The organism is Noviherbaspirillum sp. L7-7A, from assembly GCF_019052805.1.
Taxonomy (GTDB): Bacteria; Pseudomonadota; Gammaproteobacteria; order Burkholderiales; family Burkholderiaceae_D; genus Noviherbaspirillum_A.
Genome location: NZ_JAHQRJ010000001.1, coordinates 416,648 through 429,069 on the forward strand (window position 1 = coordinate 416,648; position 12,422 = coordinate 429,069).

Genomic DNA, 12,422 nt, shown 5'->3' on the forward strand with positions numbered 1-12,422 from the left:
ACCGATGAACGTACTCATTACCGGCGGCGCCGGCTTTCTCGGCCAGAAACTGGCCCATGCGCTGCTGCAGCGCGGCACCCTGTCCGGCCCCGACGGCAGCCAGCAGAAGATAGACCGCCTGGTGCTGGCGGACGTCATGCCGGCCCATGATTTCGGCGACGCCCGGGTAAAGGTCGTCACCGGCGACATCACCGACCCGGCGCTGATGTCGCGTCTCATCGACGCCGACACCAGCTCGGTATTCCATCTGGCCGCGGTCGTCAGCGGCCAGGCCGAAGCCGATTTCGACCTGGGCATGCGCATCAACCTCGACGCCTCGCGCCTGCTGCTGGAAACCTGCCGCGCCGCCGGCCACAAGCCGCGGGTGGTGTTCACCAGTTCGGTGGCCGTGTATGGCGGCCAGTTGCCGGACGTGGTGCGGGACGACACCGCGCTCAATCCGCAGTCGTCCTACGGCGCCCAGAAAGCCATCGGCGAACTGCTGCTCAACGACTTCAGCCGCAAGGGCTTCGTCGATGGCCGGGTGCTGCGCCTGCCCACCATCAGCGTGCGGCCGGGCAAGCCGAACAAGGCGGCATCGTCCTTCGCCAGCGGCATCATCCGCGAACCGCTGGCCGAGCAGGAGGCGATCTGCCCGGTGGCGCCCTCGCTGCGTCTGTGGCTGCTGTCGCCGCGCCGCGCGATCGCCGCACTGATCGCCGGTCATGAACTGTCGGCCGAGAAGCTCGGCAACAGCCGCACCATCAATCTGCCCGGCCTGTCGGTCAGCGTGGCGGAGATGGTGGCCGCGCTGGGAAAGGTGGCGGGCCAGGAAGTGGCTGCGCGCATCCGTTTTGCGCCTGATCCGGCGGTGGAGCGCATCGTGCAGAGCTGGCCGGGCGCCTGGGACGTCAGCCGTGCCCGCGCCCTCGGGCTGGAAGGCGACGCCAACTTCGAGAGCGTGATCCGCAGCCATATCGAGGACGAACTGGGCGGCTGATGTTCGCTTACATCGGCCGGCGCCATGCCGGCCGATGTCGTCCTGTACCCGTCTTGCGACTTCGCCTCGTCAAAAATATCCTTCGGCGCCCCGCACCTGCCGCCGCATACGGTTACTCAACCGGCCTTCCACGCAAAAGCAAGCCATGCGCGACGCGCATGCCATCCCGCTCCGGGTCCTGTCGCAACCGCCACGGCCGTCCTTCGCCATGGCGGCGTCATGCCGGTGTCACAGGCGGCTTGTAGCCTCCCGGTCTTTGAACCCGTCGCGCAGCCGCCCTGGCGCTGCGCCATTCTTTGCGGAGCAGCGCATGTCCCCCCCGATTCTGCAGTCGGCTTTCCTTTCCCTCGTCCTTGCCTCGTTGCCGGCCGTGGCCGCGCCAGCCATCGTGATCAGCCAGGTCTATGGCGGCGGCGGCAACAGCGGCGCGCCATACCGCAACGATTACATCGAACTGTTCAACCGCGATGCGGTGCCTGTCAGCCTGCGCGGCTGGAGCGTGCAATATGCACCGGCCACCGGCAGCGCCTGGCAGGTTGCGCCCTTGCCGGACCTGACGCTACAGCCCGGCCAGTACCTGCTGATGCAGCAGGCCGCCGGCGCCGGCGCGGGTGCGCCGCTGCCTGCGCCCGAAGCCAGCGGCAATCTGTCCCTCGCTGCCAGTGCCGGCAAGGTCGCGCTGGTCAATGGCACCGCCACGATTGCTTCGGCCGGCGCGCCGGCGGTGGTGGACCTGGTCGGCTTCGGCGCCGGCGCCAGCGCCTTTGAAGGCATCGCGCCGGCGCCCGCGCCGTCGAACACCACGGCCATCCTGCGCGCGGCCGGCGGCTGCGGCGACAGCAACAATAATGCGACCGACTTCGCCGCCACCACGCCAATGCCGCGCAATGGCGTGACCGCCTTCCATGTCTGCCAGGCCGCTGCCGGCGCGCCCATCATTGCCGCCTGTCCGGACGCCTACAGCGTGCCCGCCGGCAGCGGCGGCGCTACCGCGGTATCGGCCAGTGACGCCGACGGCATCATCAATTTCGCCTCGCTGCTGTCAGGCGCGGTCGACGGCATCACGCTAACGCCGCAAGCCCTGGCAGCGGCGCCGGGCGGCGCGGCTTCCTTCCTGATCAATGTGTCGGCCATGGTGCCTGCCGGCGAGCATGTACTGACGCTGGCCTTTGCCAACAACCAGGCGCAAACAGCCAGCTGCATGGTGAAGCTGGCCGTGCAGGCGGCGCTGGCCACTTCCCGCACCATCCCGCAGATCCAGGGCGCGGCTGCCGCCAGTCCCTATGCCGGCACCATGCAGACCACCGAAGGCGTGGTGACGCTCCTCGTTGCCAACGGCTTCTACCTGCAGGACCCGGAAGGCGATGGCGACCCCGGCACCTCGGACAGCATCTTCGTCTTCACCGGCGCGGCGCCGACAGTGGCCGTGGGCGACCGCATACGCCTGGCCGCCACCGTGGCTGAATTCAATGCCGGCGACGCCAGCCGCCCCGTGACCCAGCTGACGGGCGTGCGCGGCATGCTGCTGCTGTCTAAGAACAACCGCGTAGCGCCGGCAGCGGTGACCCTGCCGATGAGCGCTGCCGACTTCGAGCGGCATGAAGGCATGCTGGTGCAGTTCGGCGCGCCGCTGACGGTCAGCCAGAATTATTTCCAGGGCCGCTATGGCCAGGTCACGCTGTCGGCCGGCCGTCTGGAAAAGCCGACCAATCGTTATCCGGCCGGCTCGGCCCAGGCGCTGGCCGCGGCCGCCGCCAATGCCGCCAGCATGATCGTGCTGGATGACGGCAAGACCAGCCAGAACCCGGTGCCGGTTCCCTATATCGGCGCCGACAACACCCTGCGCGCCGGCGACACCGTGACCGGCCTGACCGGCGTAATCGACTTCGGCCTGATCACGGCATCCAATCCGGGCCCGTCCGGCTACAAGCTGCAACCCAGCGCCGTGCCCCAGTTTGCCCGCGACAATCCGCGCAGCGCGCCGCCGCGCCTGCCGCTCGGCAATGTCAAGGCGGCCAGCTTCAATGTCCTCAATTTCTTCACCACCTTCGGCGATGGCACGACGGCATCCGGCCAGAGCGGGCAGGGCTGCAGCCTGGGCGCATCGGTAGCGAAATCGAATTGCCGCGGGGCCGACAACCTCGTCGAATTCCGGCGCCAGCGCGCCAAGATCGTCGCCGCCATGCTGGCCATCGACGCCGACGTGTTCGGCCTGATGGAAATCCAGAACAATGGCGACGTCGCCGTCGCCAGCCTGGTCGAGGCGCTCAACGCCGCCGCCGGCGCCCAGCGCTATGCGGTGGTGCCACGTCCGGAGCAGACCGGCAGCGACGCAATCCGGGTGGCGATGATCTACAAGCCATCGAGCCTGCGGCTGGCCGGCCCGGCGCTGTCCGACCCCGACCCGGTGAACAGCCGCCCGCCGATGGCGCAGACCTTCGTCGCCGCCAATGGCGGCAGCTTCTCGCTGATCGTCAATCACATGAAATCCAAGGGCAGTTGCCCCGATGCCGGCAGCCCGGACGCCGACCGCGGCGACGGCCAGGGTTGCTGGAACGCCACCCGCCTGCAGCAGGCGCGCCGCCTGGCCGAGGTCTTCGTGCCGCAGGTACGTGAGGTTGCGCAGGATCCCGATGTGCTGCTGATGGGCGACTTCAACGCCTACGGCGCCGAGGATCCGATCCGGTTGCTGGGCGACTACGGTTTCAAGAACCAGATCGAACGCTTCGTACGGCGCGGAGGGGTGCCATATTCCTATGTATTCGACGGCGAAGCCGGCTATCTCGACCATGCGCTGGCCAGTGCGCCGCTGCAGTCGCAGGTGCTGGGCGCGGCGGAGTGGCATATCAACGCCGACGAGCCATCCGTGATCGACTACAACACCGAGTTCAAGCCGCAGGACCTCTACAGCGCCACGCCGTACCGTTCGTCCGACCACGATCCGGTGGTGGTCAGTCTCGGCTTGCGGGGCAAGCCGGAGAAGGGGCGCTAAGTAGGGCTTGGCAAGGTGGATGGACAATCAAAACCTTGATCCGGGAAAAATTTTGAGGAAACGTTGCATCCAAATAATCAGGTGACTCGGATGCGCCTTCAGGCCGGATCACCGGCCACGGCGCACTGAGCTAGCGGCAAGCCTGGAGAATGAGTAGGCGATTATCGTAGTAACAGGTCATCGCCTGCTTTTTACCAGCGCCAGTATGTTGACGTGCAACGGTGGCTAGCGTGATGCGTGCGGCCGCATCCTTTACGGCAACGGCACGCATGCAAATCTCAACCCTGCCTTCGCCCCGCATCGCGCGGGTGCGAGCTAAAAATGACACCATCAATAAAAAACCGCCTTTCGGCGGCGTTTTATTGATGGTGGAGGCGGCGGGAATCGAACCCGCGTCCAAAGGCACTCTACAGACAGTTCTACATACTTAGCCTTGCCATTTGATTTAACCCAGACGCCGCGGACGGGCACGCTACGGCTGGACGAGTCACCTAAATTTAACTTCATGCCAAGTAACCCGACATGTCGCGATTCCCTGTATATGACTCTGCCGTTGTTGCCAACCCACCCCAGGGACGAGATGGTGCAGAGCTAGCGGGTTTTTAAGCCGCTAGGGGTATTACGCTGCCATTGCTGGTGCGTAAGCTTCGTCGTTTGCAGTTAAGCAATTCCGGTTGGATTTACGAGGTGACCAGCCCTCGGTATGCCCTGCGCTGCTTTGCAACCCCTGTCGAAACCAGGTCGCCCCCATAAGCAGAACGAGATTGTACCGCAGAAGATGTGGCTGCCTTCCCGTCTTTCAAGAGGGAATGCGGAAAATCAATTGAAGAAGCTCCAGCGGTTCCTGTGCGATGGCATGCGCGTTCCATTGCGTCGGCCCTTCGCTGCCGCAATAACCCCAAGCAGCGGCGATGGTCAGCATGCCGGCTGCCCGTCCGGCCTGGATGTCGCGCATGTCGTCGCCCACGTACCAGCACTGTTCGGGCGCCTTGCCCAGACGCAGCGCGGCTTCCAGAAGCGGCGCGGGATGGGGTTTCGCATGCGGCGTGGTGTCGCCCGATACGACGCAGGCGGCATGGCCAAGGCCAATCATCGGCACCAGCGGATCGGTGAAGCGCATCGCCTTGTTGGTAACGATGCCCCAGGCAATCCCCGAGCGGTCCAGTTGCGCAAGCAACTCCGGCACACCGTCAAACAGGCGGCTGTGCACCGCAATGGCGGCTTCATAATTGTTCAGGAAGGCTATGCGCAAGGCCTCGTATTCGGCCGCTTCCGGCGTCAAGCCCAGTCCTGCACCGATCAGCCCGCGTGCGCCGGCAGACGCATAGGGACGCAGGCTCTCATAGGGCGCAGGCTGCAGGCCCCGCTCAAGCCGCAGCTTGTTGAGCGCTTGCGCCAGGTCGGGCGCGGTGTCGGCAAGCGTGCCGTCCAGATCGAAAAGTATGGCCTGAGGCTGCCGCGCCAGGTCGGAAGTCGGCATTTCCTGCATCACGATTTGACCGGGCGCGTTGCCGCAACCATGTAATTGACGCTGGTGTCCTGATTCAGCGAGTAGACCTTGGTCAGCGGGTTGTAGGTCATGCCTTTCAGGCCCTTCAGATCCAGCATCGCGTTGCGAATGTATTGCGCCAGTTCGGCCGGCTTGATGAACTTGGCATAGTCGTGCGTGCCCTTCGGCAGAAGGCGCAGGATGTATTCAGCACCCAGCACCGCGAACAGGTAGGACTTCGGATTGCGGTTGATGGTCGAGAAAAATACATGGCCGCCGGGTTTGACCAGGGTGGCGCAGGCGTGGACGACCGCCGCCGGATCCGGCACGTGTTCCAGCATTTCCATGCAGGTGACCACGTCGTAGGTGCCCGGCTCGCGGCCAGCCATGGCTTCGGCGGAAATCAGTTCATACCGGACTTGCACGCCGCTTTCCAGGCTATGCAGGTCGGCAACCTTCAATGCCTTTTCCGACAGGTCGATCCCGGTGACATTGGCGCCCTTGCGCGCCATGGACTCCGCCAGGATGCCGCCGCCACAACCGATGTCGAGCACCGTCTTGCCAGCCAGCGGGGCAATGTTGTTGATCCATTCCAGTCGCAGTGGGTTGATTTCATGGAGAGGACGGAATTCGGACGTCGGGTCCCACCAGCGATGGGCGAGGTCACTGAATTTCTGGAGTTCTAGAGGGTCGGCATTCATGGCGGGAATGATAGCGGGAAAGCGAAGACCTTGCAGTCCGACTGCGGCAAGGAATGGACAGCAAGCTGGCCAGACATAAAAAAACCCCGCCGAAGCGGGGTTGTCAGAACAGATGCAATTACTTGTTGCGGGTACCAACGACTTCGATTTCAACGCGACGGTTCTTGGCGCGGCCAGCAGCAGTCTTGTTGTCTGCGACTGGTTGCTTCTCGCCCTTGCCTTCGGTGTAGACGCGGTTTGCTTCAATGCCCTTGGAAACCAGGTAGGCCTTGACAGCTTCAGCGCGACGGACCGACAGGCGCTGGTTGTAAGCGTCGGTGCCGATGGAGTCGGTATGACCAACAGCGATGATGACTTCCAGGTTCATGCCTTTCAGCTTGGAGGTCAGGTCGTCCAGCTTGGCCTTGCCGTCCGGCTTCAGAACGGATTTGTCAAAGTCGAAGAAGGTGTCTGCAGCGAAAGTGACTTTCTCGGAGGTAGGAGCAGGAGCGGGGGCCGGTGCCGGAGCAGGTGCCGGGGCAACAGGTGCCGGGGCAGGTGCCTGAGCCTGGACCAGAGGACCGTCGCAACCTGGAACTGCGTCAGCCGGAGTCCAGGTGCCAGTGCGCCAGCACAGGCCGAACGGATCGCGTACGATCACGCCACGGGAGTCCTGTACATATGCGCTGTTCGGGGTCTTGGCCTTGATATCGGTAACCACTTGCGCGGATGCAGAAAAAGCCACGACTGCGGACGCAGCGAAGACGAGTTTTCCTAATTTATTCATGTTTCTCCTCTCGGGTGAGATATCCGCAGATGAACTGCGCAACAAATCGACACATCAAAATAGTTGGTGAACGGATAATACCATGCGGTTTAGGCCATGACATATAAAGGATTGACTATATGCAATGATCTTAACTAACCTACATTTTGCCACAGGCTGATGGCCCAAACGGGGCTTGTCAAATAGCCTAAACCACGATTTTGATACTTTGTAGTTTTTATGCAACGTCTTTGGGCGGAGCCAGGAATGCGTTCGTTCTTCTACGGTGCAACTTCAGTTTATTTTGAACCTCCCACGCTTTTCGGTATTGCAAAATAGCAAAGTGTTGTCAATTGTAGACTTATTTTTCTGCAGCAAGGAACGCCTTGCCGGTTGTTGAACTTTGAATCTTCCCTTGTCGGCAAGCGCCACGATTTCGGTGAGTTGTTTCCCAGGGCACAACGCCTGCCACTTGCCGCGTCATGATAAAATGATGGGTTTTGAGGCCGGCTTAATCCCTTGTGCCTGCCTTGCTTCCAACCTGAATCAGTTGAACTGAACATCCCATGGATTTATTCGCAAAAGAAACTATTCCCATTTCTTTGGAAGAAGAAATGCGCAAGAGCTATATCGAATACGCGATGAGCGTAATCGTTGGACGCGCGCTTCCAGATGTGCGGGACGGTTTGAAGCCGGTGCACAGGCGGGTCCTCTTTTCCATGCATGAAATGAACAATGTGTGGAACCGGCCCTACGTAAAATGCGCGCGTGTCGTTGGCGAAACCATGGGTAAATACCATCCCCACGGCGACGCGTCGATTTACGACACGCTGGTGCGGATGGCCCAGCCGTTCTCCCTGCGCTACATGCTCGTGGACGGGCAGGGCAACTTCGGCTCGGTCGATGGCGACGGCGCTGCGGCGATGCGTTACACCGAGTGCCGGCTGGACAAGATTGCCAGCGAGATGCTGGCCGATATCGACAAGGAAACCGTCGACTTCGTGCCCAACTACGACGGCAAGGAAAAAGAGCCGTCGGTACTGCCAACCCGGATTCCCAATCTGCTGATCAACGGCTCTTCCGGCATCGCAGTGGGCATGGCCACCAATATTCCGCCGCACAACATCACGGAAGTCATCGATGGCGCGCTGCATGTGCTGCACAACCCCGACGCTACGGTCGATGAACTGATCGAGCGGATCCCGGCGCCCGATTTCCCGACCGGCGGCATTATCTATGGCATCTCCGGCGTGCGTGATGGTTATCGCACCGGCCGCGGACGCGTGGTGATGCGCGCCAAGACCCATTTCGAGGAATTCGGCAAGGAGCATCGCACGGCGATCATCGTCGATGAACTGCCTTATCAGGTGAACAAGAAGTCGCTGCTGGAACGGATCGCCGAACTGGTGCGCGACAAGAAGCTGGAAGGCATCTCCGATATCCGCGACGAGTCCGACAAGTCGGGCATGCGCGTGGTGATCGAGCTCAAGCGCGGCGAAGTCGCCGAGGTCGTGCTCAATAATCTGTACAAGCAGACCCAGCTGCAGGACACCTTCGGCATGAACATGGTCGCGCTGGTGGACGGTCAGCCCAAGCTGCTGAACCTGAAGCAGCTGCTGGAATCCTTCCTGTCGCACCGTCGCGAAGTGGTGACGCGTCGCACCGTGTTCGAATTGCGCAAGGCGCGCGAGCGCGGGCATTTGCTGGAAGGACTGGCTGTTGCGCTGGCCAACATCGACGACTTCATCGCCATCATCAAGGCTGCGCCGACGCCGCCGGTGGCCAAGGGCGAGTTGATGGCCCGTGCCTGGGATTCGTCCATGGTCCGTGAAATGCTGGCCCGCACCGGCGAAAACAATATTGGTGGCATCGATGCCTTCCGTCCGGCCAACCTGCCGCGTCATTATGGCATCCAGCCCGATGGCATGTACAAGCTGTCGGACGACCAGGCGCAGGAAATCCTGCAGATGCGCTTGCAGCGCCTGACCGGCCTGGAGCAGGACAAGATCGTCAACGAGTACCGCGAAGTGATGGAAACCATCGCCAATCTGCTCGATATCCTGGCGCGGCCGGAGCGGGTTACCTCGATCATCGCCGACGAGATGAACGCCGCCCGCAACGAGTATGGCGGCGGCAAGGATCCGCGTCGCTCGACCATCGAGAACAATGCCACCGACCTTGGCACCGAAGACCTGATCACGCCGCAGGACATGGTGGTCACGCTGTCGCATACCGGCTATATGAAATCGCAGCCGGTCTCGGAATACCGCGCCCAGAAGCGTGGCGGCCGCGGCAAGCAGGCGATGGCGACCAAGGATGACGACTGGATCGACCAGATCTTCATCGCCAACACCCACGACTACATCCTGTGCTTCTCCAACCGCGGCCGGCTGTACTGGCTCAAGGTATGGGAAGTGCCGCAGGGTTCGCGCAATTCGCGTGGCCGGCCTATCGTCAACATGTTCCCGCTGCAGGACGGCGAGAAGATCACCGTCGTGCTGCCGCTGTCGGGCGAGAACCGTACCTTCCCGGAAGATCATTACATCTTCATGGCAACCAGCCTGGGTACGGTCAAGAAGACGCCGCTGTCCGACTTCAGCAATCCGCGCAAGGCCGGCATCATTGCGGTCGATCTCGACGAAGGCGACTTCCTGATCGGCGCTGCACTGACCGATGGCGAGCATGACGTGATGCTGTTCTCCGACTCCGGCAAGGCGGTGCGCTTCGACGAGAACGATGTGCGTCCAATGGGTCGTACCGCACGCGGCGTACGTGGCATGAGCCTGGAAGAAGGGCAGCAGGTCATTGCGCTGCTGGTGGCGGAAAACGAGCAGCAATCCGTGCTGACGGCCACCGAGAACGGCTACGGCAAGCGTACGCCGATCACGGAATACACCCGTCATGGCCGCGGCACCAAGGGCATGATCGCGATCCAGACCAGCGAGCGCAATGGCAAGGTGGTGGCAGCGACCCTGGTCGATGTCAGTGACGAGATCCTGCTCATCACCACCGGCGGCGTGCTGATCCGCACCCGGGTTGCAGAAATCCGTGAGATGGGCCGTGCCACCCAGGGCGTGACCCTGATTGCGGTGGAAGACGGCACCCATCTGTCGGGTCTGCAGCGTATCGTGGAATCGGATGTGGCCGAAGCGGATGAAGACAGCGCCGATGTTTCAGAGGCGCCCGACACGCCGGCGGCGGAACAGGAATAAACCAGGCGGGCGCAAGGGACCAAGACATGAGTGATGACAAGCTGACCCCGCTGCGGGAACGCATCGACGCGATCGACAGCCAGATTCTCGACTTGCTGAATCAGCGCGCCGGCGTGGCCCAGGAAGTCGGGCATGTGAAGGCGGAAACCAATGCGCCGGTGTTTAGGCCGGAACGGGAACTGCAGGTGCTGCGCAATGCGGCGCAGCGCAATTCGGGCCCGCTGGCGGATGCAGACGTGCAGACCATCTTCCGCGAGATCATGTCGGCCTGCCGGGCCCTGGAGAAGCGGGTCACGGTGGCTTACCTCGGTCCGGTTGGCACCTTCAGTGAGCAGGCTGTGTATCAGCAGTTTGGCCATGCAGTGGAAGGCATGCCGTGCGCCTCGATCGACGAAGTGTTTCGCGCCGCCGAGGCTGGCACGGCCGACTTCGGCGTGGTGCCGGTGGAGAATTCCACCGAAGGCGCAATCAATCGCACCCTTGACCTGCTGCTGCAGACGCCGCTGACCATCAGCGGCGAGGTGTCGCTGCCGGTGCATCACAGCCTGATGACGAAAAGCGGCTCGATGGAAGGCGTGAGCCAGATCTGCGCGCATCCGCAGGCATTGGCACAATGCCAGGCCTGGCTGAACCAGCACTATCCGTCCATCCAGCGCAATCCGGTATCGTCCAATGGCGAAGCGGCGCGCTTGGCCGCCGAGAACCCGGCGGTGGCGGCGATCGCTGGCGAGATCGCCGGTGAAAAGCATGGCCTGCAGGTGGTCAATGCCCATATCCAGGACGATCCGCATAACCGTACCCGCTTCGCCGTGATCGGCCGGCTGCGCACTGCGCCAAGCGGGCATGACCATACCTCGCTGGTGCTGTCGGTGGCCAACAAGGCGGGCGCGGTCTATAACCTGCTGGCGCCGCTGGCCAAGCATGGCGTGTCCATGACGCGCTTCGAATCGCGGCCGGCCCGCATGGGTACCTGGGAATATTATTTCTACGTCGACGTCGAAGGCCACTGCAACGACGAGCGCATGGCCCGGGCCCTGACCGAACTGAAGGAAAACGCCGCCTTCTTCAAGGTGCTGGGTTCCTATCCCTGCAGTCTCTCCTAGAGCGTCAGCCGCGGTCGTTCGCCGCATGACGCTTGCTTCCTGCTGCTGTCACGTCAACCACTGAATTACAGATCATCATGCCTACAGAATTTGGACCCGAATATGTACGCCGCCTGGCGCCTTACCAGGCCGGCAAGCCGATTTCCGAAGTGGCCCGTGAATTCGGCCTGGATGAGGCGGGCATCGTCAAGCTTGCCTCCAACGAAAATCCGCTGGGCATGCCGGAATCGGCGCGCCAGGCCATGCTGGCGGCGGTGGCTGACATTGGCCGCTATCCCGACGCCAACGGCTTCGAACTGAAGAAGGCCATCAGCGAGAAATACAAGGTGCCGGAAGACTGGATCACCCTGGGCAATGGCAGCAACGACATCCTCGAGCTGGCCGCGCATGCCTTCGTGCAGCCGCAGCAGTCCATCGTCTATTCCGAATATTCCTTTGCCGTCTATGCGCTGGCAACCCAGGGCGTGGGCGCGCGGGCCATCGTGGTGCCGTCGGTGAACTATGGCCACGATCTGGGCGCCATGGCACGCGCCATCGAGGCTGACACGCGGCTGGTTTTTATTGCCAATCCCAATAATCCAACCGGCACCTTCGTGCCCGCTGCCGAGATCGAGAAGTTCCTGGTTGCGGTGCCGCCCGAGGTTGTGGTGGTGCTGGACGAAGCCTATAACGAATACCTGGCGCCGCAGCTGCAGTACGAGTCGGTGGAATGGGTCCGGCGTTTCCCCAACCTGCTGGTGTCGCGCACCATGTCCAAGGCTTACGGCCTGGCCGGCCTGCGCGTTGGGTTTGCGATCGCCCAGCCGCAGCTGACCGACCTGCTGAACCGCATACGCCAGCCCTTCAACGTCAACAGCCTGGCGCAGGCGGCGGCCATCGCAGCCCTGAACGACAAGGAATTCCTGCACAAGAGCGCGCAGATGAATGCGGCCGGCTATGTACAGCTGACCGAGGCGTTTGATGAAATGGGCATCGAATATGTGCCTTCCTACGGCAACTTCGTGCTGATGAAGGCGGGCAGTGACGACGCCGCCGGCAGCCGCGTCAATCTGGCCTTGTTGAAGCAAGGCGTGATCGTGCGGCCGGTCAACAACTACGGCCTGCCGCAATGGCTGCGGGTTTCCATCGGCCTGCCGCAGGAAAACACGGCATTCCTGAATGCGCTGAAGAAGGCGCTGGCCGAGTGACCGGTGCGCAGCGG

General features: G+C 62.5%; 9 protein-coding genes and 1 other RNA gene. 5 read left to right on the forward strand and 5 right to left on the reverse strand.

The features are described 5' to 3' along the window. Positions 1–4 precede the first annotated feature (4 nt). Positions 5–979 (forward strand): D-erythronate dehydrogenase, encoded by a 975-nt coding sequence (gene denD / locus KTQ42_RS01885; protein ID WP_217343959.1) that lies wholly within the window; start codon positions 5–7, stop codon positions 977–979. A gap of 310 nt (positions 980–1,289) precedes the next feature. Continuing rightward, positions 1,290–3,971 (forward strand): ExeM/NucH family extracellular endonuclease, encoded by a 2,682-nt coding sequence (locus KTQ42_RS01890; protein WP_217343960.1) that lies wholly within the window; start codon positions 1,290–1,292, stop codon positions 3,969–3,971. 130 nt (positions 3,972–4,101) lie between these two features. Here KTQ42_RS01890 and KTQ42_RS01895 read toward each other — a convergent pair whose 3' ends face one another. The 5 genes from KTQ42_RS01895 to ompA form a co-directional block, all read right to left on the reverse strand. Further along, entirely contained in the window at positions 4,102–4,371 is a 270-nt protein-coding gene (locus KTQ42_RS01895; RefSeq protein WP_217343961.1) for a division/cell wall cluster transcriptional repressor MraZ, read from the reverse strand. Next, positions 4,338–4,720, reverse strand: a transfer-messenger RNA (tmRNA) gene (gene ssrA / locus KTQ42_RS01900). Before ssrA ends, KTQ42_RS01895 begins: the two co-directional genes overlap by 34 nt. Positions 4,721–4,770: 50 nt before the next feature. Further along, entirely contained in the window at positions 4,771–5,451 is a 681-nt protein-coding gene (locus tag KTQ42_RS01905) for an HAD-IA family hydrolase (protein ID WP_217343962.1), read from the reverse strand. Between the two features lie 8 nt (positions 5,452–5,459). After that, positions 5,460–6,161: a bifunctional 2-polyprenyl-6-hydroxyphenol methylase/3-demethylubiquinol 3-O-methyltransferase UbiG gene (gene ubiG / locus KTQ42_RS01910; protein ID WP_217343963.1), complete on the reverse strand. Its 702-nt coding sequence runs from the start codon at positions 6,159–6,161 to the stop codon at positions 5,460–5,462. Between the two features lie 118 nt (positions 6,162–6,279). Further along, positions 6,280–6,927 (reverse strand): outer membrane protein OmpA, encoded by a 648-nt coding sequence (ompA, locus tag KTQ42_RS01915; protein WP_217343964.1) that lies wholly within the window; start codon positions 6,925–6,927, stop codon positions 6,280–6,282. A 545-nt stretch (positions 6,928–7,472) separates the two neighbouring features. Here ompA and gyrA point away from each other — a divergent pair. From gyrA to hisC, 3 genes are all read left to right on the forward strand, one after another. Next, positions 7,473–10,118, forward strand: a complete 2,646-nt coding sequence (gyrA, locus tag KTQ42_RS01920; RefSeq protein ID WP_217343965.1) for a DNA gyrase subunit A — start codon at positions 7,473–7,475, stop codon at positions 10,116–10,118. Positions 10,119–10,144: 26 nt separating this feature from the next. Then, the gene (pheA, locus tag KTQ42_RS01925; protein ID WP_217343966.1) at positions 10,145–11,221 is read left to right on the forward strand and encodes a prephenate dehydratase; all 1,077 of its coding nucleotides are present in this window, start codon (positions 10,145–10,147) and stop codon (positions 11,219–11,221) included. Positions 11,222–11,298: 77 nt separating this feature from the next. After that, positions 11,299–12,408, forward strand: a complete 1,110-nt coding sequence (hisC, locus tag KTQ42_RS01930) for a histidinol-phosphate transaminase (protein ID WP_217343967.1) — start codon at positions 11,299–11,301, stop codon at positions 12,406–12,408. Positions 12,409–12,422 lie beyond the last annotated feature (14 nt).